The organism is Gimesia aquarii, assembly GCF_007748175.1.
Classification (GTDB): Bacteria; Planctomycetota; Planctomycetia; order Planctomycetales; family Planctomycetaceae; genus Gimesia; species Gimesia aquarii_A.
The window spans coordinates 2,366,929-2,391,972 of sequence record NZ_CP037422.1; the positions used below are offsets into that span (position 1 = coordinate 2,366,929).

Consider the following 25,044-nt stretch of genomic DNA (forward strand, 5'->3'; position numbering starts at 1 on the left):
ATCAGCTTGGGAACACTTGCTGCTTTTTGTGTTCTTGAAAGCTGTAACAGTTTACAACAACGTCTCGCATCTTTAGATCGCAGACACTGAGTTTTTTTACAGATGTAGTTAGAAGGAAAAAATACATGAAGTTAACAGACTTCGTGGTTTCGGATGCCATCATTCCGGAATTGAATGTAACCACTAAAGAAGAAGCAATCCGCACGATGGTTGCCGGGCTTAAAAATGCAGGCAGTATTTCAGTCGAGGACGAGGAAGGCATTGTCTCCGCAATTCTAAAACGGGAAGAGCTGGGCTCTACCGGAATAGGAAATGGTGTTGCTGTACCTCACACCAAACATTCTTCCGTTGAAAATCTGACCGCTGCTGTTGCCCTGTCTTCGGAAGGTGTCGACTTTGCCAGCCTGGATGGTGAAGATGTTTATATTTTGTTTTTATTGATTTCACCTCTGGATCGTCCGGGGGATCACTTACGCGGATTAGAAAATATTTCCCGCCACCTGAGAAATCAAAACTTCTGTAAGTTCCTGAGACAGTCCAAGAACATTAAGGATATTGTTGAATTACTCAACGAAGCGGACAGTAACCAGCTGGATTAAGTAACGAGGTATCTCTGTCAGGGAGAACTCTGGCGAATACAGTTTTATCTGACATTAAAGTCAAACGTGCATCCTCAAATGCAGAAAGTGTGTTCTACTTTGGCTCATTGCTGGTCGAACTAAGAGGAAAGGGGTAATTACCAAATCTTACTGAAATGATCATGATTTCTGATTGAAACATGTTTGCTTTTCAGGTTGCTTGAGTAGTTATCAATTGTGCCATGCAAGAATCTGTTTGCCGTCAGAATGTCACTGTCAAAATGAAGCAAGGATTACATCTACGTCCTATTTCAGAGATTGTCCGAATTTCCCGAAACTACGCTTGTGATTTTAAGATTTCTAATGGAAGCCGGTCAGGGAATGCCAAAGAGATCTATGACCTCTTGGAGTTAAAGGCAATGCCTGAAACTGAGCTCGTTTTAGAGGCAAATGGAGATGATGCCAACAAACTCATAGAGGAGATTGTTTCGTTTTTTGAATCAGGATATAAAAAGTTTGAAGAAACGATTGACCCATCTGATTAACCCCCATGCACACCAATCGGGTGGTTTTCCACTCGTTCCCTGTCTGTTAGAAAGTGCCGTATTAGGCTCTGATTAAATGCTTGTTAAACGTGGAATTGCAGTTTCTCAGGGAGTGAACTTTGGCCCCGCGCTTATTCTGGGGTCAGAGGACTTTCGTATTCCGCGACAATTTGTGAGTGTGAATGTGATTGATACGGAAATCGCACGCCTCACATCAGCCTTGGATGCCGTCTGCGAAGAAATTGCCGAAAACGAACGGCTCGCATCAGATAAACTTGGAAAACAGTACGGAGCCATTTTTGCTGCACACCTGCAAATGGTTAGTTCGCCTCGATTACGGGAAGAGATCGAAACGTTAATACGTGAGAAATGCTACTCCCCAGAACATGCCTCCAGTCGCGTCTTCCGCAGATATACGAAGCTAGTCCAACATCTCGGTGATAACTATCTGGCAGAACGAGCCAGCGATATTATCGATCTGGAAAAACGACTCCTCAAACAGTTACTGGGTGAAAAACGAGAAGAGCTCTCTAATCTGACTGAACCGATTATTGTGCTCGCGAATAATTTGACCCCCAGTGAAACCGCAAGCCTTACTAAAGAATACGTATTAGGGTTCGCGACAGAGGTTGGTGGTCGAACCAGTCATACTGCGATTCTGGCAGGCGCACTTGAAATTCCTGCTGTGGTTGGCTTAGGTGAGTTCCTCTCAGACATCTCGGGCGGTGACATGGTCATCGTTGATGGGAATAACGGCGAAATCATTATTGACCCGGATGAAGAGACTCTTGCAAAATATAAAGATACGGGTGAACGTCAACGCTCAATGGCAGCGCGGCTGGCGTCGCGTCGAAAAATTCGTTCGGAAACAAAAGATGGAACTCGCGTTCATGTCATGGGTAATATTGAGTTCCCCAACGAAGTTGAACATTGTACTGAGCGTGGTGCTGATGGAATTGGCCTCTATCGGACAGAGTTTCTTTATCTGCAATCCAATTCAGAGCCTACTGAACAAGTCCACTATGACGCCTATTGTCGAGTGATTCAAGCGGCTAAAAATCGTCCCATTGTCATCCGGACACTTGATCTGGGGGCTGACAAGATACCGCGAGGCTATCGACATTTGTCTAAAGAGGGAATGAATCCAGCGCTGGGACTGAGAAGTTTAAGACTCAGTTTACGCGACTTACCTCTATTTAAAACTCAGCTTCGTGCTATCTTTCGTGCGGCTGTACATGGTGATGTACGCATTATGTTCCCACTCATTTCAACACTGTTGGAATGGCGACAGGCAAAAATGATTGTGGGTGACGTCTTTGAAGACCTTGAAGAACGGGGAATGGAATTCAACTCAAATATCCCCATTGGGATGATGGTAGAGGTTCCTGCTGCTGCACTTCTGGCTGAGGAGTTTGCTGAGGAAGTTGACTTTTTCTCCATTGGGACAAACGACTTAATTCAGTATACTCTAGCTGTAGACCGTTCTGACCCAGCAGTCTCATCTCTTTACAACTCATCGGATCCTTCGATTTTAAGGCTCATTAAAATGGTTGTAGATGCGGCAAAGAAAAAAAATATTCCGGTCACTGTTTGTGGTCAAATGAGTTCCGATCTGAAATCGATTCCTTTATTAACAGGTATGGGAATTCGGCAGATCAGTGCAACACCACTCGCGATCCCGGAAGTAAAAGAAGTAATACGACATCTGACAATCGAGCGGGCAGAGGAAATTGCAGCACATGCGATGACCATCGATGTTGCCCGTGACGTAGAAAGTTATTTAAGAGGAGAACTATATAAAATATGTCCTGATCTGTTTGATGAAGAACTACCTCTGTAATCAACATTGATAAACAGCACGTACTTTCTAACGACAGGCAGACAGCACATATGACACACTTGGCTAATGCTGACCATTCAGGTCAATATGAGTCATCACGATTTAACGTTTATATTTTGCGGTTGGTGAAATCCATTTTGAAATAAAATAAATCAACCGCTATCCACATCACCTCGGCGGTGAGTGGATCAAGTAAGAACTAATTCAACTAAGACGAAATGTATTGTAAATCATTTCCTGACCCTGAAATTGACAGCGTGTGAATAGAATAAAGAAAGTAATTGGAATTCTGCAAACGAATCTGACAGTTCGTCTCCAACCAGTTTGACATTTCTGCTTCCTAACTCTTCACATCAGTAACAGCATGCATAAACGAACCAATACTTTACAACAAGTAGTTCAAAAGGCGGCAAAAGCCGACCTCGTGTCGTGCGCTACGGCTAGTATTTCTCATTTTCAGAGTCAACGAGGGACCCCTGAGCCTCTTAGGACAACCTGTTCTGCATACCAGTTTTCCAGTGCTAGCGTGCGACACTTCAAGTCACAATCCATTACTGGTAACTCTGATCATAAAGTAAGCAGAAAAGAAACTGCCCTGGCTAGATCAATACTCCCTCGAAACATCATACAGGAAGTGGTTCGGCTCATTTGTCGCATCAAGAAAACTCTCATTGATTTGATTTATCCAGTTTCCATTCGAACAAGGACAATTCATCTCAAGATACCTGCCCATTTCTGGACTTTCCACGAATACAACAGGTTACAGACAGACAACGCTGGCATAACGCTACAGTTGGCACGCAAATTGTCCGTCTCTTCAGCGACTGATGGAGCATACATGATTCGTCGTTTCAAACGACAGAAGGTACTCCATGAAAAAGGAAATGCTGATTAATGTCCTCCAGCCGGAGGAAAGTCGAATCGCCATCGTTGAAGATGGAATTCTCGAAGAACTATATGTAGAACGTAACAGCGTCGAAAATCTGGTCGGTAACATCTACAAGGGAAAAGTAGTCAATATCGAACCAAGTATTCAGGCAGCATTCGTTGACTTCGGTGTAGGCCGCAACGGTTTTTTGCATGTCAGTGATGTCGAGCATCAATACTACAAGCATCTCACCGAAGCAGCCGAGGAAAATGGCAAACCATCGCGGGGAAGAAACCCAAAAGGTCGTCGGGTCAACGAAAGAAGTGTTGCCAATAAACCTCCGATCCAGGAAATTCTCAAGCGAGGTAGCGAAGTACTGGTACAGGTCATTAAGGAAGGGATCGGAAATAAAGGGCCAACCCTGTCAACCTATATCAGTATCCCAGGACGCTACCTGGTTATTATGCCGGGACTACAACGGGTAGGTATCAGCCGTAAAATTACTGATGAAGATATCAGACGACAGCTAAGGACGATTCTTACAAAACTTGCCCCCCCGCCCGGTCTCGGATTTATTGTTCGGACCGCCGGTATTGATCGAACAGCCGAAGATCTCAGACGCGATTTAAACTACCTGCTTCGCCTCTGGGGGACGATTGTAGGACGCATCAAAAAGCTGCCTGCTCCGGTGGAGATTTACTCCGAAAGCGACATGATGATTCGCACGATTCGCGACATCTACAATAAAGAAATTGACGCACTTTATATTGATGAACCTACAGCCTATCAACGAGCCAGAGATTTTATGAAAGTCGTGCTCCCCAAGCACGTTGATCGGGTAAAACAATACAGCGGCAATGACCCCATTTTCTATGACAGCGATCTTGATGATGAAATTTGCAGCATTCAAAATCGACACGTTCCCATGAAAGGCGGAGGATCGATTGTCATTGATCAGACAGAAGCTCTGGTCGCGATCGATGTCAACAGCGGTAATTACCGCGCAGATGACAACGCTGAAAAAACTGCGTTCAAAGTGAATATGAAAGCTGCAGAAGAAATCAGTCGTCAAATCAGACTCCGCGATTTGGGCGGCGTGATTGTGATTGACTTTATTGACATGCGAGAGGAGAAACATCGTCGTCAGGTAGAACGCAGATTAAACGAACTCGTCAAACGAGATCGAGCCCGCACCAAAGTCTTGCGAATCAGCCCCTTCGGCCTCATCGAAATGACGCGTCAGCGAATACGCCCCTCATTACGGAGAAGCATGTATGAAGACTGTCCTTCATGTCGAGGGACTGGTCAAGTGAAAACCGCCGAAAGCATGGCGATCGAAGTGATGCGAACTCTGATGAAAACGATCAACAAGAAAAAGATTTCACGGATTGTTTTAAATGTACATGAGACAGTGGCTAATTATTTGAACAATAAACGCCGTAAAGACATCACGAACCTGGAAGAATCAGCTTCAACCTCAATCATAATTAACGCACGTACAGACGTTGAACCAGAGCATTTGATCGCACGTTGTTATGACGATATTGGAAATGAAGTGAATTTCTAGTGGTTTCTGACTCGAAATTTCAAAAGTGAAGCTTTACAATGCCCTGCTCGCTACGGGAACGATTGGCGCAGTTTTTGCGCATTGAATCATTACCCCCTTAACAGAGCATCAAGAAGACGGTTTTAAGTATCTACTATCAATGGCATTGCGCAATTGATTCTGAATATAACTCGGACTGACTTTGAGTCACGAATCCGACTTTAGTAAATTCTAGATTCAAGAGTAAGAAGAAAAGAAGGTTTGAGGATGTTTGCAGTAATCGAAGATGGCAGTCATCAATATACGATTCAGGAAGGGGACACCCTGACAATCGACTACCGTGCTACAGCGAATGAAGGTGATGCGATTACATTCGAGAGTGTTCTGCTTGCCAATGGTGGTGGAGCCAGTTCAATTGGAGCCCCCACAATTGAAGGGGCCTCTGTGGAAGCAGAAGTCGTTCAACCCGAAGTCAAAGGGGAAAAGCTCGAAATTCAAAAATTGCGACGTCGAAAAAATTCACGCAGGCATACTGGTCACCGCCAGAAATACACAACCGTTCGCATCAAATCAATTACTGTCCCTGGCTTAGAAGTCGTTGAGACTGCCGCTGTTGAGGCAGCCGCCGAAGAATAATCAATCTAATGATTATCGTCTGAGTGAATTGAATAGACCAATAATACGAGCCACACATAATATCTCTTGATAAGAAGCTCCCCGAAAATGTTTTCAGGGAGTTTTTTTATGGGTCATACTTGTTTTCAGGCTTGTACGTCTGATTCTTGCTCTCTAAAACGGGGTTGACCAAAAACCGTTATTCCGCATAGATTTATGCTGCTTTTATAAATAATTCAGCAGCGAGATACCCTTTGCTCTTTTGCACATCGTGTAAAAAGCAATTCCATAAAATGTCGAGATTCATTCTTTACTTGAGAGTCGATTCATTGAATAGGACATTCTGATGCACCTGTTTTTTTCTGTGGGCGAGCCCAGCGGTGACCAACACACGGCACACCTCATTCAGGAAATTCGTAATCGAGTTCCACAAGCACACTTCTCTGCTTTTGGTGGACCAGAAATGCAGGCCGCTGGATGCCGTCTGGAAGTACGTCTCACCGATTATGCAGTAATGGGTATCTTTAATGTCCTGCCATTAATTTTTAAATTCATTGGTTTGATCAGACAAGTCGGTGCATATCTTGAATCAGAACGTCCGGACGCCGTGATTCTTGTTGATTTTCCTGGCTTTAACTGGTGGGTCGCTAAAAAAGCAAAATCAATAGGTATCCCTGTATTCTACTATTTGCCTCCACAACTCTGGGCTTGGGCTCCCTGGAGAATTCGTCGCGTTCGCAAAAACGTCGACTACATTCTCTCTGGTTTGAAATTCGAAAAACAATGGTATGAGGCACGTGGAGTAAACGTCGACTACATCGGTCATCCCTTTTTTGATGAAGTTATATCCAAGCCTTTAGATCAGGAATTATTAGAGGAACTCTCTGACTCGGAGAAGAAAATCGTTGGCATTCTACCAGGCTCGCGCACAAGCGAAGTTACGAAGAACTTTCCGGTCATGCTCCGCATTGTGCGGCAACTTTCACAAAAATTTCCGAATGCAGTATTTCCTGTCGCCTGCTATAAAGCAGCTCATCTAGAACTCTGCAAAAAAATTATAGAACAACAAGAAGCGACTGGACTTCCTATAAAACTCTATTTGAAAAAGACCTCAGAAATTATCGAGTCAGCACAATGCTGTCTGATGGTTTCCGGTTCCGTGAGCCTGGAGTTACTAGCGAGAAAAACACCTGCTGTCGTCATTTACCGAAGCCACTGGGGAATGTACTTTCTGGCTCACTTATTAATTACCTGCAAATATATGTCTTTACCAAATCTGATTGCTGACCGGGAATTAATGCCCGAGTTTCCTTCGGTCGGTTCTCCGAAAAAAGATATCGCAAAAATTAATACCATTATGAGCGACTGGCTCTGCACTCCACTTTCTCTTGAACGAGCCCGTAATAAGCTCAGCTCACTCTACGATGAAACTGTGATTTCTGGTGCCTCCGCGCAAGCTGCGGAAACCATTCTGAATCACATCCAGTCTGAACCTCAACAAAAAGCGGTCGCCTAGTAAACATGTGAACCTCACCACCTGCCGTTTATTCTGTAAAATAAGACACAAAACAGCACATTTCCAATGAGAATTGAGGGAACATCTAATTGTTTGTTTTGTGTGAATGGTCCTCCAGAAATCTGCTCGTTAGAATCTTGGATTACGACAAAACTGGCAAGTCATCAAGAATAATCTACTTTTGACAGGCCATGATTTTTTTAATCTGAATAGCATCTTGGACGATCGGGACTACGGACTCTAATGGGAAAAAAAACGATTCAGATCGGAATTGTTGGCGCGGGAGCAAACACAAAAAGTCGCCACATTCCGGGATTTCAAGCAATCGAAGATGTCGAAATTATAGGTGTTGTCAACTCTACACCCGCTTCAACAGAGAAAGTGGCACGAAAATATGCAATTCCACAGACCTATACTTGTTGGCAGGAGTTAATTGAAGATCCTGAAATCGATGCCGTCTTGATCGGGACATGGCCTAATCTACACTGCGATATCACATGCATGGCGCTCGAGGCAGGCAAACATGTCCTGACCGAAGCAAGAATGGCTCGCAATCTGGCTGAAGCACAAAAGATGCTCAAAGTCTCTCAAGCCCGTCCAGATTTGATCGCCCAGATCGTTCCCAGCCCTTTTGGTCTCAAATACAATCAGGAAGTGATTAAACTGATTTCGCAACAGTATCTTGGAAAGCTACGCGAAGTCGTTGTATTAGGAGCCGATAACTCCTTCTGGGACTACAGCAAAAAACTACATTGGAGACAGGATAAAGAAATCAGCGGGAATAATGTTCTCACGATGGGCATTTTACACGAGACACTCAGCCGCTGGGTCCCTCCCACAGAAAGAGTCTTTGCTCAAAGCTCGATCTTTGAACCACAGCGTCCCGCGGATCATAGCCAGGGTTTAGTCGATGTCACGCTCCCTGAGAGCCTGCAAGTGGTAACCAGAATAGCGGGAGGTGCTAATGCGATTTACCACTTAAGTGGTTCTATTCTGTTTGGCCCTGGGTTACAGATCCACTTATACGGAAGTTACGGGACAATTAAGGTTCATTTCACGCCAGAAGAAAAACTGTATGTTGGGCATATGGGCGAAGAAGAAATGAAAGAAATTCAAATCCCCAAAGAAGAACAAGGACACTGGCGAGTAGAAGAAGAGTTCATTGGGGCAATTCGAGGAGAAGAAATCGTGCACCACACCGATTTCGCCACCGGAGTACAATACATGGAGTTTACAGAAGCGGTCACACGAAGTTATGAAAACAACGAACCTGTGACACTTCCCTTATAACCCATCTTTCTAACATTGCTTCAGATGGTCTGGTTTTGAATGAATCATGACTTGGTATGATGGCGGAAAGAGAATGTTTCGAATCCCTCAGATTTCCTTAAAACTGACCTAACATCGCTCTTAGATCGACACAGAATTATGACAATACCATTGCAACGGGAATTAGAGGTTGCTCTTTCAGCCGTAAAGCAGGCTTCGCTGATTTGTCGCTCAGTACAAGCCACGATTTCAGATGATGTACTGGAAAAAAAAGACAAGAGCCCTGTAACCATTGCGGACTACAGTAGTCAGGCAGTTATTTGCAGGGCTCTCAACGCCGCATTTTCAGAAGATCCTATCATTGGGGAGGAGGACGCCGGAGAATTAATACAGGCAGAAAACCGTGACTTTCTGGAAAAGATTGTTACAGAACTTCTTTCAGCCGGTATTTCAGAGGCATCAACCGAGAAGGCGTGCCACTGGATCGATCAGGGGGGAGCGAAAGAATATAGTCATCGATTCTGGACTCTTGACCCGATTGATGGAACGAAAGGATTTTTGCGGAAAGAACAATATGCTATCTCACTTTCGCTCATAGTGGACGGAAAAATTGTGGTCGGTGTTCTGGGCTGTCCCAACTTGCCCTTCCCGACCGATGAATCGATGAAAGGAACGCTTTATTATGCAGTAGCGGGTCAGGGTGCTTTTGCTATTCCACTCGATCAAGAGCAGCCAGCAATTCCGATTCACGTCACAAAAACGAGCGACTATTCACAATCGCGATTTTGTGAATCCGTAGAATCAGGTCATAGTTCACATAGCCATTCAAAACAAACAGCCGACAAACTGGGAATTCAAAAAGAACCTCGACGGCTGGATAGTCAGGCAAAGTATGCTGTTGTTGCACAAGGGGAAGCAGATATTTACATGAGGCTGCCAACACGCGCTGGCTATCGGGAAAAAATCTGGGACCATGCTGCGGGAGTTCTGTTAGTAGAAGAAGCAGGCGGTAAAGTAACGGATATCCATGGAAAACCTCTCGAATTTAACCAGGGTTACGAACTCATCAATAATCAAGGTGTCATAGTCACTAACGGTCCATTGCACCCTGCCCTGATTGAAATTCTAGACGAACTCACAATCAACCCCGAATAGGACGCTCAAACAAATAACTTTTTCTTCGTACTGATTTTTATTTAGCTTATGAATTTTTGACCGACATGGACTGGCAAATTGTAGTAACATTCCTGGTATTGGGAGGAGTTATTGGCTCCCTCATGTTTCTGCGTGCCGGCGCTGATACAGTTTTAATGGCAGGTCTCACGATACTGGTCATTACTGGTGTAGTTGACGCAAAGGAGGCAATCGCCGGGTTTGCCAATGAAGGTCTGATTACCGTTGCGTTTCTCTTTGTTGTGAGTGAGGGCATCCGACAAACGGGTGGTGTGGCCTTTACCGGGCAACAGCTACTGGGTCGCCCCAAATCACTCACTGACGCCCAGTCACGGGTAATGCTCCCCTCTGCCGTTCTTAGTGCGTTTCTGAATAATACACCGGTTGTCGCGATGATGATGCCCGTCATCTCGGACTGGGCAAAAAAAATGCGATTCTCTGTTTCACATCTGATGCTCCCCTTAAGCTATTCCGCCATCCTGGGTGGTTTGTGTACTTTGGTTGGCACTAGTACCACGCTAGTCGTCGATGGGCTATTGCAAAGCAAAACGACTCACCCCGGCTTATCCATGTTTGAAATCGCGTGGGTGGGAATTCCCGTTATGATTGCCGGTTTGATCTACTTACTTGTGTTTTCGCGATGGCTACTACCAGAAAGAAAACCTGCAATTACACCCATGGATGATCCACGCGAGTATACTGTGGAAATGATTGTAGAACCCGGTTGCCCGCTCATAGGCAAGACAATTGAGCAAGCTGGTCTGCGTCATCTACCTGGCATGTATCTAATGGAAATCGACCGTGATGGTGATGTAATTGCCGCGGTTTCTTCTAATGAAAGATTAGCCGCCAATGATCAACTCGTGTTTGTGGGTATTGTGGAATCTGTTATTGATCTGCAAAAAATTCCTGGACTCAAACCTGCCACCGATCAACTCTTTAAACTCTCTGGCCCCCGATCAGAACGCTGTCTGATAGAAGCCGTCGTTTCTGATAGTTTTCGTTTTCTTAATATGTCAATTCGCACGGCAAAGTTCCGCTCTAACTATAATGCCGCCGTCATTGCTGTGGCCCGCAATGGTCAGCGAATCAATAAAAAAATTGGGGATATCGAACTACAACGTGGTGACACTCTACTCATTGAAGCGCACCCTTCATTTATTGATCAGCAAAGAAATTCACGAGAATTCTTTTTGGTCAGTCAAGTAGAAGATTCGTCACCCCCACGCCATGAACGAGCCTGGATCGCACGCTTAATCTTATTAGCAATGATTTTGATGGTGGCTGTTGGTGATGTCAAAATGATGGTAGCCGCAATGGTGGCCGCAGCACTTATGACTGCCACACGTTGCTGCAGTGCCATTGAAGCGAAACGTTCTATCGACTGGGGTGTGCTCATTACAATCGCAGCCGGTCTGGGTATTGGTAATGCGATCGATGTCTCTGGCACTGATGACGCCATTGCCTCCACGTTTAGCGGCGTGGCCGGGAATAGTCCTCTGATTATGCTGGCAATTCTTTCGTTGACAACTCTGGTCTTTACAAACTTGATTACCGCAAAGGCAACGGCGACTTTGATTTTCCCAATCGCCATCGCTGCCGCCTATTCCTTAAAAGTCGACATCATGCCGTTTGTGATTACAGTCATGATTTCCTCAGCAGCTTGCTTTGCCACACCTATCGGATACCAGACCAATCTTATGGTCTTTGGCCCTGGTGGATACAAGTATGTTGACTATATTCGCATTGGAGGACCACTGACTTTAATCGTCTGGTTGCTGACCGTGATCATTGTACCTCTTGCCTGGCCTTTCCATCCCTGATAATGTTAGTAAAGCGGTGAAATACCGCTTTATTCGGATAGAAAGTCACTCATCTTATCAAGGTTCTGCTATGATTCGTCTCGTTTATCTGTCCATTCTCTTCGTGCCCGTTTTTTCAGTATCGATTTTTTCCAATCTTTCAAAGTTGGAAGCACAAAAGCCCTCTCCTCAAGACCGCACGAAACTAGAGAACCAACTCAACAAACTTCAGCAACAGATCAAACAGCTAAAACAGAATAAAGAGCTCAAGCAGTCACTTTTGGCTGATGTTGAAGTCTATGCCAAAGCAGCAGAATGGATCTTGCGACATAACGAGTTTTACAAACCTCAATATGTGAAAGATACTTCTAATGTTCTCGAAACAGGATTAACGCGAGCCCGGCAACTCAAGTCAGGCAAACCCGACTGGATGCAGCAAACAGGAACAGTCATCTTCGGTTATTACTCAAAAATTGATGGCTCGGTTCAACCTTATGCATTAACATTTCCGAAAGATTTCAAATCGAAATCTCGTCACCGTTGGCCATTACATGTGGAACTGCATGGTCGCGGCAGCAGACTCAACGAAGTTTCATTCATGACCCGTAGTGGTCGACCTCCCCGTGAAGGCCATAACTGGATGCACCTTGCACCCTTTGGTCGCATTAATAATGGCTGGCGCTGGAGCGGCGAAGTAGACGTGCATGAAGCCATTGCTGATGTCACAAAACGCCACTTGATCGATAAAAAACGTATTACACTTCGCGGTTTTTCAATGGGAGGTGCGGGCGCTTGGCACCTCGGTCTGCATTACCCTTCTCTCTGGAGTGGAGTCGGTCCCGGTGCGGGATTTGTCGATTTTTACCAATATCAAAATTACAAGGAACAACTTCCGCATTACCAACATAAAACTTTGCGAATCTATGATTCAATTGATTACGCTCTGAATGCGGCCAATGTACCTGTCGTGACCTATGGTGGAGGCAAGGACAAACAATTGGTTTCGAGTACAAGAATGGTTGAAAAAGCCAAAGAGCAAAATATCGAGATTCCGATTTATATCAGTCCTGAAGCCGCTCATCAGGCACGTATGCCTGCTTATCAGGATTATTTGCGTGAATTATTGAAACACTCCGAACAGGGCCGTCCAGCCTGGCCAGGTAAAAAACAGATCCGCTTTATTACTTACACTCCAAAATTCAACCAATGTGAATGGTTGACGATCGAAGAACTCGATGAGATGTATGAACCTACGATTGTGGAAGGAGGCGTGAATCCACAATCGGGTAATCTGGAACTATCGACGGAAAATGTAGCCGCTCTGTCAATTGCAAGAGATATCGCATTTAAAGTCGAACTCGATGGCACTCTACTTCCGCTAGAATCAGCTGCAGAGGGGCTGCTACCAGAAGTCTATTACGTAAAAAGTAATGGGGGCTGGGATGTGCTGAAATATGAAGATTCTAGAACATTCAACGATAATCCGAATCAAAGAAAACGACACAATCTGCAAGGACCAATTGACGATGCATTTACACTTCCCTTCGTCTGTGTCAAAGGAACGGGAAAACCGTGGAATACCGAACTGAATGAGTGGTCTCAATCTGTACTGGGATTGTTTGAAAAAGAATATGATAAATGGTTGAGAGCAAAAGCACCTGTGATCAACGACCAGGAAGTTGACGAGCAGACTATCGCTAACAAAAATTTGATCCTGTTCGGAGATCCGGGTTCCAATGGCTTAATTGCGAAAGTCATTGAAAACCTCCCGATTCAATGGACCAAAGACCAAATTACGATTAATGGAAAAAACTATGATACACAAACTCATGGGGTTGTCCTGATCTATCCCAACCCATTAAACCAGAACCGTTATGTGGTCATTAACTCCGGACACACAATGCATGAAAAAGATTTTCGCGCTTCTAATTCATGGCTCTTCCCCAAACTGGGCGACATTGCCATGATTCAGTTCCAGAAAAATTCAGCAGGAACATTCGAAAACAAAACGGTCTGGGCAGAACTTTTTAACAGTAACTGGGAATTACCCTAAAGAAGATTCATACGACTCGTAATTCTCCATCAAACCAGGAATGTTTGGATTACTTACATGGAAGATCAGAAACCCTGTTTCGGTTCCGAAGGGGAATGGAAGCTCCAAGAACGTTATGGAACGCAAAAACGAGCCCAAAACTTTTATGCGCGGCAGATGATCGACTATCTGAACTCTGAGATGCAGGAGTTTATACAAAAGCAGGAACTTCTGTTTATTGCAACTTCTGATTCCAAAGGCGAATGTGATAGTTCATTTCGCGCTGGTCTTCCCGGTTTTGTTCGAATTTTGAACGAAAAAACACTCGCCTATCCTGAGTACCGTGGGAACGGAGTATTAGCCTCGCTCGGTAATATTTCAGAAAATCCTCATATTGGCTTGATGTTTCTCGATTTCTTCAAAACAACAATAGGTCTGCATGTGAACGGAAAAGCGCGTATTGTAGAGAATGTTGAGTTCTTGGAGTCAACTGAAATACCAGTAGAAATCAAGGATGACATCTCAACAGAAGATGGTAAAAAACCAGAGCGCTGGGTACTCGTCGAAGTTGAAGAAGCCTATATCCATTGTTCGAAACATATTCCCCTACTCACAAAACAAGATAAAACCATTGCCTGGGGTACGGATGACATGAAGTTGAAAGGCGGTAACTTTTTTAAAGTAGATCAAAAAAAAGAGAATCAGAAATAGCAACATCCACTTTAATCATAAACATTTTTATAAAAACAACTTACATCATAGAAAATATCGAACTATCCTCTTATTTAAGCTACCGATCAGCATGAATCGACGGCCCTACCGGTTTTTAGAGCTAAGATCTTGAATCGATCTTGCTTCAATTTCATTTTTTTCATAAAAACCCCATTCCTGTCACATCATTTTTTAATGCGTGGACCAGTCTCAAACAGTTCTATTCATCCCCACTTTTAATTTTGATCACCATCATATTCTTAGTTTTTCCTAGAAATTAAGCCCCTTACCCAATAATTCGGGCAACCTAATGAAACAATTTCAGCTCAGTAAGGTACTCCCTACTGTTCTCATTTTATTTTTGATGAGTGGATGTGCTTCATCACCAGGCAAGCAAACGATGGCCTGGAAAGCTCCTACTGCGCCTTGGAAGTGGGGAAAATTGTCTGCCTCAAAAAAGAAACCTACTGACACAAAAGTAGAAATTGCGAGTATTGAAAAGGGAGCTGAGAGTGATTCGGATACTAAGAAGAGTAAAGATAGAAAATCAAAAGGGGAACTAAAAAAAGTTACTTCACATAATGCCGAGCTCTTGACACATATCAACGAGGAACTAAAAGACGCTTCTCCTCAAGAGCGTGCTCATTTTTTAAATAGTTTCAAAGGCGTTGATCCGGACATGATCCGGAATATTCTCCGCACACGGAGGATGGTCAATACCATGGAGCAACTGGCAGAACAAAAACCCCAGATCTCATCTCCTCCGATTACCTTACCCGGCCTGGGACATACACAACCGGGAGATGAACCATCACAAGTAATACAAACCGGTGCACAAGGAGTACAACCTCCCGGGCAATTGCCCTCAGATAATTCTCAGATGTATGCTGCCTCTAATCCTGTAAGACTGGGAAACCTTGAAGCAGTCGACACAAACAGTGATCCCAATCTGCCAGACATCATACCCACACAAACGCAACCTTATTCCAGATCCCAGACGATCAGCCAAGGGCTCGACAACATTCCTGTCGTAGGTACACTAAAAACGAAGCTCTCTTCGGCGTTACAACAAGGCACCTCGGCTTTACAGAATGGAATTTCACGCACAAGTACTGCAATCATCGGACAACAGGAAACTAGTACTACGGAGACTGTGGCAGCCTCAAATTCTCAAGTATCACCAGTAGAACAACAATCAGCCGACTTGAACGTAAGACCTGCTGTCAATTTGACTGAGTTGGCAACTGGATCTTCGCAAGATCAACTCGCACAGCTTATCGCTGTCGCTGAATCAGAAATCGCTCAACTTCAAATTGGAAGCACTCCTGAAGAAAAACATCATTTTATTGAACGGCATGTTTACCTCCGCATGTTGTATTTGATGTCGGGGCAACATGAACGTGCCTTGGAAGCGATTCCTGGAATTGATCCAGCTGACCAGGAATTCTGGCAGCAGACCTTTTGGTCTGTCGCCAATTATTTCGATCAGGAAGCAATTCCGAACGAAGCAGATCGTGCCACTCAAACCGTAGCACAAATGAGACAGGCGACTGCCCGCTTACAGGAAAAAGCTAATCTCAAACTGAAGAACGTCGCGTTCTGTCATAAAATTAACAGCTTTGGTAGTTATGAGCGTTTTGAACGTGATGAATATACACCTGGCCGTCCAGTGCTGGTCTATTCTGAGATCGACAACTTCACCAGCGAATTAACTGCTGAAGGAAGCTATCGAACACTCTTGAAATCGAAAATTCAAATTTTTAAAGCAGGTTCTAACGGTGATCTCGTTGCAGAAATTCCTTTCGAAACCACAGAAGACCTCTGCCGAAATATTCGCAAGGATTACTTTCACAGCTATAAATTTGAAATACCGCGTAATATTTCGTTGGGGCCTCATGTCATGAAATTAACTGTGGAAGACGAAATCAGCAAAAAGGTTGCTACCTACACACAAAACTTTACTGTTCGGTAAACGACGAATGTTTTCCACGCGCTCTCTTTCTGACAGTTATCCGCAACCAAACATAGTTGCAGAAAACTCTCTCAACCATCTTCACTGCCACAACTCTTTAGCGACTTCATTTCGCTGGAACTGGTTGGTACGTCGACTGCAGGAAGCATCTTTAGAGTACGCCTCTGATCATGCCGTTGATACCAAACGCAGTCTGAAAATGGCAAAAGTAGAAGCGGTCTTGTTTGTTGCAGACAATGCACTCTCGACAAGAAAAATTTCTCAATTAGCAACACTGGCAAATGCTTCAGAAGCAAAAGAAATCATAGAAAAGCTCAACACTGCATTCAGCGCAACCAACTCAGCATTTCATATTAAGCGTGTTGCAACCGGCTATCAATTGATGACGCAACCACAGTTTTCATTCTGGCTCAATAAACTCCATCAACGGCAAGCGGCCCTCAAACTCTCCTCGCCAGCAATGGAAACACTGGCAATAGTTGTTTATCGACAACCGATCACTCGTGCCGACATTGAGTCGATTCGCGGTGTTCAAAGTGCTGAAATGTTGAAACAGCTCATGGACCGCGGCTTAGTTAGGATTGGTGGTAAAGACGATTCACTGGGACGCCCTTTTTTATATGAGTCCACTCGGAAATTTTTAGAAATCTTTGGACTCAAAAATTTAGACGACTTACCAATGGGAGAGACTCTCCGCATCAAGCCTGATCGGAAACCACAAAACACAGAAGTACCTGCCGATGCCGTCGCAGATGTGGAAGCGAACTCAAGTACGGAGCTCCAAACAGAAACTCTTGACCAGAAAAATGAAGATCTGGACGCAGCCTGACTCTATAATGGCTACATTATGCCAAATTCTTACTACTACTCTTTTCGTTTATCATGTTCAGAGTAGAGCTTTTTGATGTGTACTTCCGGATCACCGGTAATTAAACGCGAACGCCTGGTTCGAAACATATAATTCCACAACCAGTCCATCATGACTTTAAATCGGTTTCGAAAACCAATCAGAAACATTACATGTAATAAGTTCCAGGAAACCCAGCCTAAAAACCCTCCGTAATGGATTTTGCCAATGGCTGCGATGGCGTTGCCACGACCGATCATGGCCATTGATCCTTTATCATAATAACTGAACTCTGGACGCTGGGAAGGTGCATTCCCTTCGATTTCCGCCTTGATGATTTGAGCAACAAAGCGACCTGTCTGGATTGCTCCTTGGGCGAGTCCGGGCACGGGCTTCCCCGTTTTGGCATCAGTCGCATGGGCAGCATCTCCGACCACAAATACTTTGGGATGCCCTGGAATTGAAAGATCCGGCCCAACAATGATATGACTTCCTCGATCAATTTCCGCATCTATCGTTTTCGCCAGATCCTGCCCCTGGACACCAGCGGCCCAGAAGACATTTTCTGCCTTGATTGTTTCTTCTCCAACAACAACCCCATCTTCATTTACATCATTCACATGTACATTGAGCTGAATCTCCACACCCATTTTTTCGAGTACATCTTTTGCGCGTTTGCTAAGATCTTCAGGCATAGGGCCGACCAGTCGGGGGCCTCCATCGACCAGAATCACACGTGACGAATTCTTGTCAATATTACGGAACTCTTTGGGCAACGTTTCCGAAGCGACTTCCTTAATGGCTCCTGCTAACTCTACTCCCGTAGGCCCACCGCCGACAATCACGAACGTCAATATTTTACGACGTGCCTCCTCGTCTGCTTCCCACTCCGCTTCTTCAAATGCCAGAAAGAGCCGCCTGCGTATTTCCTGAGCATCATCGATGGATTTCAAACCGGGAGCAAAAGACTGGAATTCATCGTGACCGAAATAAGATTGCTGTGCACCAGTCGCGATCACCAGGTAATCGTAGTCCAGTTCACCTCCATCAAATTGAACCAGCTTTTTATCGAAATTAATATTGGTAACTTCTCCTAATGCGACACGGGCGTTTTTTTGTTTCCATAATATTTTTCGTATCGGAACTGCAATATTGGTTGCATCCAACTCGCCTGTTGCCACCTGATACAGAAGAGGCTGAAAGAGGTGGTAATTCCGTTTATCGACTAAATCCACTTCAACTGCTGTATTCTTCAAGGCTTTGACGACATTGATACCAGCAAAACCTCCTCCGATGACGACAATCCTTGGCAGCTCCGAAGAAGAATGATTCATAGTATTTTAAGTTCCTGATTTGTGTAGAGGAGATCTGTTTTAACCGCTCATCCGGTTTTATCAACCACAGGTGCCTTAATCAAAAACATGGCCATGTTCATAACGTTCATCTTTACCTGCAGCTTCGGTCAACGCTGCGACATTTGATTTCGTGAAAAAGCCTTCATATCCATGACAGCGTTCGACATATTCAGTAATTAAAATGGAATATTTCGAATGCTTCGAGAAGATTTGTTTCAAATTCGGATCGTCCAGGCATTCACCCACCACATGTGCCAGGAAGGGAATACTTTTCTCCATTAACGTATTCACAACATAATCCACATTCTTCTCACCCGCGCGATGATTTCCATCGACGACTTCATAAGCCACATGATGCAAACGTCGTCCATAGTTGCGAACGAAGTCCTCAGTGGGCATCGGCAGGTTTTCGAAAGAATTGACAAATGATGGGGTATTATTGGCAGTAAAAACTTTGGCCGGTGATTTTTTATCATCATCCACGTTGCCATTGCGAGTCACATTCGTTGAAGAATTCATGTCGGCAATGTTGTAAGCACCCCAGAAATAATGATTCGACATCGTCAGGAATTCCAGAATCGCATCTTCACGCTCACCCGCGAGAATCCGTGTCGCTAAGTGATCAATCCCCAAAATGAGTGAATCCAGTTTTTGTTCTTCAACAAATTGGACAACCTGATTGAGCGAGTCGACGACCGAAGCATCCAGATCAAAGGGTGTTCCTAATTGCAAAGCGTCATAATTTCCAATCTCTTCCTGACAGTACCCTACTCGATTAAAGGTAAAGTCAGATGGAAACGTAAAAGCAAAATGAGATTCCGTAAAAAATGAATTTTTGGTCTCGTGATGATAATTAAAACGAATGTTATGAGATTCAAGCGTTTTGCGAATTTCGGCTGTATCTTTTGTTCCGAAAATTTCACCAATGTATCGAGCATTAGGTTTTTCACTGGAAAGTGGATAGAGCCGATTGAACATGGTAATTTCATCAGAATAGTCTTTTGAAAGTGGCTCCAGAACAATGAGTCGTGGAAACTCTGGTTGTGAAATGAGCACATACACATTGTGTGTCTCGTTTTTAAAACCAGCTGAAAAACGATAAGGCCCCATTAGATAGAGTTCATGTAGATACGGTATCGCCTCCCCCTGCTCAACCTGAACCACTACCGCACACATTTTCTCCAGTAAATCTTCAACACCACTTTTTTGGCGGCGCTCATATATTTTCGTCCGATATTCATCGAAGAATTCGGAATTTTTTTTGTCACCACCCGGTTGATATTCTAATGGATTGATGCTCATGGGTATCTTGGCTCCGTTTACTTTATTGAGTTGATCGACCTTGCATAGAACTGTATGAAAGGAAAAGCAGGTTTTAAATCAAAATGACTCAGATCTCGGGACTCGCATATTTGTTATGTTACCGACCAATTCCAATTTTGTAACGTTCATAACCCGTACTTTTAAATTTTTTCAAGTGCTGATTCGAATCGTCAACGTTCCTGGAATTCAATAATTAGCTCAGAAAGAAGAATTCTCGAGATCTTGTTCTGATCTAAGAGTGCAAATCAAGACCAGTATCTTCAGGAAAAGCTGAAATGGATGACGCAATTTCAGAATGACAAACGTCGTTTCACAGGTTATGCTGAAAATAGTTCGCTCTGCAACTTCTCAATGTGATAACTGACTCGATTCTCTAATCAGGAAAATATCCAAATCATGAAATACTTTTTTATTTCTCATGATCTGACCGAAATTCAACAGAGCTCCCGTTGCGCGTGGATCAGTTTTGGTCTCATAATTTGTAGCTTATCTGCAACTTCTATTTCTTACGCCAGGCAGCCAGCAACTCCCAATATCATAATGATTATCTCGGATGATCAAACCTATCGGGATTTCGGCTTTATGGGAAATAAAGAAATCCAAACTCCTTATATTGACCGTTTAGCAAAGCAATCTGCACGTTACGTGAATGGCTATTTACCAACTAGCGTCTGCAGCCCGTCTCTTGCCACGTTGCTCACCGGCTTGTATCCACACCAAAGTGGCATTCACTACAATCATCCACCACCGGGCAATAGTCGGTTTAATCAGATGACTTCGCGAAAAGAATATGAAGCAAAACGCGGTCAGGCGTTTCGATTGATTCAGAATGTTGACACGTTACCACGTCTGTTGGCTGCACACGGATATCGTTGCTTACAAACGGGGAAATTCTGGGAAGGCCACTATCGCAATGCTGGTTTTACAGAAGGAATGACTGTTTTTAAGCCTGTTCTCGATCAGACATTTGGTGGGAATCGAAAACTGGCTCATGGTGAATTGGTCGCGCATGGAAATGGTGACTGGGGATTAAAAATTGGCCGCGAGACGATGCAGCCCATTTATGATTTTGTTCGCGATTGTGATAAGAAAAAGACCCCCTGGTTTGTCTGGTACGCCCCCTATCTACCACATCAGCCTCACGATTCTCCTCAGAAGTACTTTGATCTGTATCGAAATAACCAACACGTTTCCAAACAGGAAATTGCCTACTATGCAAGCTGTTCACAGTTCGATGAGACTGTTGGAAAGCTGATACAGTTTGTGGAGCAGAAATCGAATCCAAAAAATACTCTTTTTTTATTTGTCATTGATAATGGCTGGACACCAGGACAAAAACCGATGAAATATCGAGAGAATTATCATCATACCAAAACGAGTAAACGCTCTCCATTTGAAGATGGATTGCGTTCGCCAATTCTCATTCGCTGGGATGGCGTGATCAAACCGGCAACTCATACTCCACTGGTTAGCAGTATTGATGTCGTGCCTACACTCTTACATGCGACAGGACAACAAGAAAGAACTCAAGCACTCCCCGGAATGAATCTACTGCCTTCTGCTCAAGGAACAGAAACGTTACCAACGAATCGAGCAGTATTTGGTGCCATTTACCCAGGAGATGCTTCATCGCTGGATCATCCCGAACGCGATGTCGCCCACCGCTGGATTCGTAAAGGCAATCTGAAGTTAATAACAACTCACAACACGAATGCACAAGGAATCGCATGGAATGATTATCACCGTGGCGACGTTTTATTCAACCTGGACCACGATCCGCACGAAACAACAAATCTCATAAATGAAGAACATTATCGTCAATCACGAGTTGAACTCAGAGGCCTACTGGATAGATGGTGGAATCCGGAAATCGTACATTCAAAAAAGTAAGATCTCTATAAAATTCCATACTTCGCAAATGCATCCGTGGCAGACATCCCATTTTTGATACTGTCGCGAAATATATTTTCTTCGTGTACTTTCTTCCAAGCCAGTTGGATTACTTCTTGTTCCACTTCTTGCGGTACGACAGCGATTCCATCAATGTCAGCAAACACCAAATCCCCGGGTGAGAAAATAACGCCACCGATTTCTACTGATACATCAATGTCTACTATTCTTTGTCGGTCTTTGCTGTCATAAGGTGATGTCCCCACTGCCCAAACCGGAAACTGCATTTCCCGCATCTGACGTACATCGCGAACAGCTCCATCAATGATCGCGCCACAGCAACCTCGGTGATGAACCGCCGTCGAAAGTAACTCCCCCCAGATTCCAGAACGCATCGAACCACTGGCAGCCGCGATGAAAATCTCATCAGGCTTAACCGAATCCGCGGCCTTAAGTTCCAGTTCATAGGGGCTGGGATCTACGTGATACATATCCACCCATAAACTGGTTTTGCAGCGTCCGACAACAACAGATTCTACCGTCATGGGCAGTAGTTCTTTACGAGGTGATTGAAGAGTATACCCAATGGAATCGAGGGCATCACAAATAATAGCAGAATGCATTGATTGGCGCATCATTTCCAGAGTGATCGTTTCCGGTAAGGGCTCGTTCATTTTTAACTCACACTTTGTTGTTGAATTTGTTTTGTGATTCGCTGAGATGTTCGGACAACTGCTTTGATAAATTGTTGTAATGTCTTTTGATTAGCGCGGGCGCTGGGCACACTCAGACTGATTGCAGCAATGACATTTTCGTCTTCATAAACGGGGGCACCAATGCAAGTCACACCAACATCGTTCTGGTCCTGTTCAACCGCATAACCATCCTGCTGCACTCGTTGATGAATCTTTCGTAACTGGTTGACGTTGACGACGGTTTGCGTTGTCCGCGCAATGAGTCTGGTCCGTTCGATGAGTGCATCCCACGATTCATCATTCATTTGAATGGTAATCGCGCGACCTAATGCAGTAGAGTAAAATGGATCGGTCGCATTCGGTTCAACAATCCGTCTTAAGGGATGCTTGCTCTCTAAGACACGTAGGTAACGGACTTTGGTTCCTCGCAAGACACCCAGATTGACGGTTTCCGCTGTTTCATCATGTAGAACACGTAAAAAGGGATCGGCAAGTTCTGTCAGTCGATCGTCCATTTTTCCCAAGGCTAAGCGACGTAATTTGGAAGTAATCTCATAGACGCCTTTTTCCACGCGACTGACATAACCCAATTCAACTAATTCTCGGAGAATGCGGTGTACGGTCGGTTTGTGAAACCCTAACTCCTGAACAATCTCCATCAATGAAAGCGCACCCTCAGATGAAGCTAACACTTCCAGCACATGAAATGCTTTGCCCAATGATGTCGCTTCTATAATTGAAGACATTTTGTAACTGATCCGCAAAAAGAGATTTCTTCACGATGATTCGCAAATGCTTGCAATTCAGACTCTATTTCATTATAGTGAATTTATCATTCCAATATAAGATATAAAACTTTATTTTTCAGATTGACTCAGAAACACTGAAAAGTTGTCTTCTACAGAGGGAGTCCCCGATGCGTGTCGGAATTATTTCGATTCAACACGAATCAAATACGTTTATTCAAACCGCAACTACTCTTGATGATTTTAAATATGATGTATTGGCTACCGGAGAGAAGATCTACCCGATTTTCGAAAACGCAGCGCACGAACTCGGCGGTTTCTTTGCCGGCCTGGCAGAAACAGAGATCGAAGCTGTTCCTATTTTTGTGGCACGCGCTCTACCAGGAGGAACGATCACAAAAGAGACCGTTAGTACTCTGATTCATCTGTTAGACAATGAACTAAGCCAGGCAGGAAAGCTGGATGGTTTATTAGTAGCACCGCATGGAGCTGGTGTGAGTGAACAAGAACGCGATCTGGATGGCTATTGGCTGGAACTTCTACGTGAACGGGTGGGACCAGAGATTCCCATTGTTTGCACTTTGGATGCCCATGCAAATTTGTCGCAAAAAATGCTTGATGCCTGCGACGCAACAATTGTTTATCGTTCAAATCCACACATCGATCAACGTGATCGTGGAATCGAAGCAGCTCGTTTGATGTATCGCATCTTACAAGATGAGATAAAACCAACTCAAGCAGCCTGCTTTGTTCCCGTTGCGATTAATATCGAACGTCAGCATACATCTTCAGAGCCGTGCGCATCATTGTATCAGCTTGCTGACGAAACGCTGAAAGACGCCAATGTTTTGACTAATAGTATCGTACTTGGATTTCCCTATGCTGATGTGCATGAAATGGGTTCGAGTTTTATCGTCGTTACTGACAATGATCAAATACGCGCCCAAAAATTAGCCGACCAACTGGGCCAGACATTGATCACTCGTCGAGAAGAATTTCAGGCACATTTGACCGGAATTAAAAAAGCCTTGGATCAAGCAGAGAAAATGGAAGGTCCCGTCTGTTTCCTGGATATGGGCGATAATATCGGCGGTGGCTCTCCCGCAGATGGCACAACCATCTTACATGCGATTCAGCAACGTCGAGGGCCCACGTCATTTGCCTGTCTCTATGATCCTGCAGCAGCAAAACAAGCCATTGATACGGGCGTTGGCAATACACTTCAAGCACTGGCGATCGGAGGAAAAACCGATGATCAACATGGAGACCCTTTGGTCGCCGACGTCACTGTATTGAGTATCCATGATGGCCATTTTACTGAATCACAAGTGCGTCATGGAGGTAAAACAGAATATGACATGGGACCAACCGCCGTTGTGCAAACTAAATTCGGATTGACGGTGATGCTAAACAGTCACCGCACACCGCCATTCAGTCTGGGACAATTGACATCTTGTGGAATTAACCCCGCAGATTATCAAATTCTCGTTGCGAAAGGCGTACAAGCACCTCTAGCCGCCTACAGCCCGGTCTGCCCTAATTTAATTCGCGTGAACACACCAGGGGTCACTTCAGCGGACATGGAACAATTTCAATACCAGTATCGACGGCAGCCACTGTTTCCTTTCGAACAAATTGAACAGGAACTTACGTCATAGTCAGAATAAATTCTAATTGTTAAAAGTAAGTGGTGTCTGATAAGAGTCAACATCACACAAAGG

The 25,044-nt window shown here is 44.3% G+C and carries 19 protein-coding genes; 15 read left to right on the forward strand and 4 right to left on the reverse strand.

Annotated features, from left to right (window positions below; all coding sequences use genetic code 11):
* Positions 1-125: 125 nt before the first annotated feature.
* The 13 genes from V202x_RS09365 (at position 126) to scpB (ending at position 17,296) form a co-directional block, all read left to right on the forward strand.
* Complete coding sequence (locus V202x_RS09365) at positions 126-599, forward strand: PTS sugar transporter subunit IIA (protein ID WP_144989575.1); 474 nt, start codon at positions 126-128, stop codon at positions 597-599.
* Positions 600-820: 221 nt separating this feature from the next.
* A complete protein-coding gene (locus tag V202x_RS09370; protein ID WP_144989577.1) occupies positions 821-1,123 on the forward strand; it encodes an HPr family phosphocarrier protein in 303 nt (100 codons plus the stop codon).
* Positions 1,124-1,199: 76 nt separating this feature from the next.
* Entirely contained in the window at positions 1,200-2,963 is a 1,764-nt protein-coding gene (ptsP, locus tag V202x_RS09375) for a phosphoenolpyruvate--protein phosphotransferase (protein WP_145173446.1), read from the forward strand.
* A gap of 872 nt (positions 2,964-3,835) precedes the next feature.
* Positions 3,836-5,398, forward strand: a complete 1,563-nt coding sequence (locus V202x_RS09380) for a ribonuclease E/G (protein WP_145173449.1) — start codon at positions 3,836-3,838, stop codon at positions 5,396-5,398.
* Between the two features lie 246 nt (positions 5,399-5,644).
* Positions 5,645-6,013, forward strand: a complete 369-nt coding sequence (gene rplU / locus V202x_RS09385) for a 50S ribosomal protein L21 (protein ID WP_145173453.1) — start codon at positions 5,645-5,647, stop codon at positions 6,011-6,013.
* Positions 6,014-6,338: 325 nt separating this feature from the next.
* Entirely contained in the window at positions 6,339-7,508 is a 1,170-nt protein-coding gene (gene lpxB, locus V202x_RS09390) for a lipid-A-disaccharide synthase (RefSeq protein WP_145173456.1), read from the forward strand.
* Between the two features lie 243 nt (positions 7,509-7,751).
* Positions 7,752-8,798, forward strand: coding sequence for a Gfo/Idh/MocA family protein (locus V202x_RS09395; protein WP_145173459.1), 1,047 nt, complete (start codon positions 7,752-7,754; stop codon positions 8,796-8,798).
* Between the two features lie 138 nt (positions 8,799-8,936).
* Positions 8,937-9,932: a 3'(2'),5'-bisphosphate nucleotidase gene (locus V202x_RS09400; RefSeq protein WP_145173462.1), complete on the forward strand. Its 996-nt coding sequence runs from the start codon at positions 8,937-8,939 to the stop codon at positions 9,930-9,932.
* A 65-nt stretch (positions 9,933-9,997) separates the two neighbouring features.
* Positions 9,998-11,773: an SLC13 family permease gene (locus V202x_RS09405; RefSeq protein WP_145173465.1), complete on the forward strand. Its 1,776-nt coding sequence runs from the start codon at positions 9,998-10,000 to the stop codon at positions 11,771-11,773.
* Between the two features lie 70 nt (positions 11,774-11,843).
* Positions 11,844-13,805, forward strand: a complete 1,962-nt coding sequence (locus V202x_RS09410; RefSeq protein ID WP_145173468.1) for a prolyl oligopeptidase family serine peptidase — start codon at positions 11,844-11,846, stop codon at positions 13,803-13,805.
* A 57-nt stretch (positions 13,806-13,862) separates the two neighbouring features.
* Positions 13,863-14,495 (forward strand): pyridoxamine 5'-phosphate oxidase family protein, encoded by a 633-nt coding sequence (locus tag V202x_RS09415; RefSeq protein ID WP_145173471.1) that lies wholly within the window; start codon positions 13,863-13,865, stop codon positions 14,493-14,495.
* Positions 14,496-14,805: 310 nt separating this feature from the next.
* Complete coding sequence (locus V202x_RS09420; protein WP_145173474.1) at positions 14,806-16,467, forward strand: hypothetical protein; 1,662 nt, start codon at positions 14,806-14,808, stop codon at positions 16,465-16,467.
* Positions 16,468-16,474: 7 nt separating this feature from the next.
* Positions 16,475-17,296, forward strand: a complete 822-nt coding sequence (gene scpB, locus V202x_RS09425; RefSeq protein ID WP_145173477.1) for an SMC-Scp complex subunit ScpB — start codon at positions 16,475-16,477, stop codon at positions 17,294-17,296.
* Between the two features lie 35 nt (positions 17,297-17,331).
* Here scpB and V202x_RS09430 read toward each other — a convergent pair whose 3' ends face one another.
* Positions 17,332-18,648, reverse strand: a complete 1,317-nt coding sequence (locus V202x_RS09430; protein WP_145173480.1) for an NAD(P)/FAD-dependent oxidoreductase — start codon at positions 18,646-18,648, stop codon at positions 17,332-17,334.
* A 75-nt stretch (positions 18,649-18,723) separates the two neighbouring features.
* Positions 18,724-19,971 carry a hypothetical protein gene (locus V202x_RS09435; protein ID WP_145173483.1) on the reverse strand — a complete coding sequence of 416 codons (1,248 nt, stop codon included), beginning with the start codon at positions 19,969-19,971 and terminating at the stop codon, positions 18,724-18,726.
* Between the two features lie 417 nt (positions 19,972-20,388).
* Between V202x_RS09435 and V202x_RS09440 the strand changes: the two genes are divergently transcribed.
* The gene (locus tag V202x_RS09440) at positions 20,389-21,882 is read left to right on the forward strand and encodes a sulfatase-like hydrolase/transferase (protein WP_145173486.1); all 1,494 of its coding nucleotides are present in this window, start codon (positions 20,389-20,391) and stop codon (positions 21,880-21,882) included.
* Between the two features lie 5 nt (positions 21,883-21,887).
* Here the strand turns inward: V202x_RS09440 and V202x_RS09445 are convergent, their stop codons facing one another.
* Positions 21,888-22,556: an RraA family protein gene (locus V202x_RS09445; protein WP_145173489.1), complete on the reverse strand. Its 669-nt coding sequence runs from the start codon at positions 22,554-22,556 to the stop codon at positions 21,888-21,890.
* 2 nt (positions 22,557-22,558) lie between these two features.
* Entirely contained in the window at positions 22,559-23,323 is a 765-nt protein-coding gene (locus V202x_RS09450; protein ID WP_145173491.1) for an IclR family transcriptional regulator, read from the reverse strand.
* A gap of 170 nt (positions 23,324-23,493) precedes the next feature.
* Here V202x_RS09450 and V202x_RS09455 point away from each other — a divergent pair, with 170 nt between their 5' ends.
* On the forward strand, positions 23,494-24,981 hold the full coding sequence (locus V202x_RS09455) for a M81 family metallopeptidase (protein ID WP_145173494.1): 1,488 nt from the start codon (positions 23,494-23,496) through the stop codon (positions 24,979-24,981).
* Positions 24,982-25,044: the final 63 nt, after the last annotated feature.

Excerpts from the sequence above, each read along its gene's own strand:
- V202x_RS09365 (WP_144989575.1), top strand. The coding sequence starts at position 126 with ATGAAGTTAACAGACTTCGTGGTTTCGGATGCCATCATTCCGGAATTG.
- V202x_RS09370 (WP_144989577.1), top strand. The coding sequence starts at position 821 with ATGCAAGAATCTGTTTGCCGTCAGAATGTCACTGTCAAAATGAAGCAA.
- ptsP (WP_145173446.1), top strand. The coding sequence starts at position 1,200 with ATGCTTGTTAAACGTGGAATTGCAGTTTCTCAGGGAGTGAACTTTGGC.
- V202x_RS09380 (WP_145173449.1), top strand. The coding sequence starts at position 3,836 with ATGAAAAAGGAAATGCTGATTAATGTCCTCCAGCCGGAGGAAAGTCGA.
- rplU (WP_145173453.1), top strand. The coding sequence starts at position 5,645 with ATGTTTGCAGTAATCGAAGATGGCAGTCATCAATATACGATTCAGGAA.
- lpxB (WP_145173456.1), top strand. The coding sequence starts at position 6,339 with ATGCACCTGTTTTTTTCTGTGGGCGAGCCCAGCGGTGACCAACACACG.
- V202x_RS09395 (WP_145173459.1), top strand. The coding sequence starts at position 7,752 with ATGGGAAAAAAAACGATTCAGATCGGAATTGTTGGCGCGGGAGCAAAC.
- V202x_RS09400 (WP_145173462.1), top strand. The coding sequence starts at position 8,937 with ATGACAATACCATTGCAACGGGAATTAGAGGTTGCTCTTTCAGCCGTA.
- V202x_RS09405 (WP_145173465.1), top strand. The coding sequence starts at position 9,998 with ATGGACTGGCAAATTGTAGTAACATTCCTGGTATTGGGAGGAGTTATT.
- V202x_RS09410 (WP_145173468.1), top strand. The coding sequence starts at position 11,844 with ATGATTCGTCTCGTTTATCTGTCCATTCTCTTCGTGCCCGTTTTTTCA.
- V202x_RS09415 (WP_145173471.1), top strand. The coding sequence starts at position 13,863 with ATGGAAGATCAGAAACCCTGTTTCGGTTCCGAAGGGGAATGGAAGCTC.
- V202x_RS09420 (WP_145173474.1), top strand. The coding sequence starts at position 14,806 with ATGAAACAATTTCAGCTCAGTAAGGTACTCCCTACTGTTCTCATTTTA.
- scpB (WP_145173477.1), top strand. The coding sequence starts at position 16,475 with ATGTTTTCCACGCGCTCTCTTTCTGACAGTTATCCGCAACCAAACATA.
- V202x_RS09430 (WP_145173480.1), bottom strand. The coding sequence starts at position 18,648 with ATGAATCATTCTTCTTCGGAGCTGCCAAGGATTGTCGTCATCGGAGGA.
- V202x_RS09435 (WP_145173483.1), bottom strand. The coding sequence starts at position 19,971 with ATGAGCATCAATCCATTAGAATATCAACCGGGTGGTGACAAAAAAAAT.
- V202x_RS09440 (WP_145173486.1), top strand. The coding sequence starts at position 20,389 with ATGAAATACTTTTTTATTTCTCATGATCTGACCGAAATTCAACAGAGC.
- V202x_RS09445 (WP_145173489.1), bottom strand. The coding sequence starts at position 22,556 with ATGAACGAGCCCTTACCGGAAACGATCACTCTGGAAATGATGCGCCAA.
- V202x_RS09450 (WP_145173491.1), bottom strand. The coding sequence starts at position 23,323 with ATGTCTTCAATTATAGAAGCGACATCATTGGGCAAAGCATTTCATGTG.
- V202x_RS09455 (WP_145173494.1), top strand. The coding sequence starts at position 23,494 with ATGCGTGTCGGAATTATTTCGATTCAACACGAATCAAATACGTTTATT.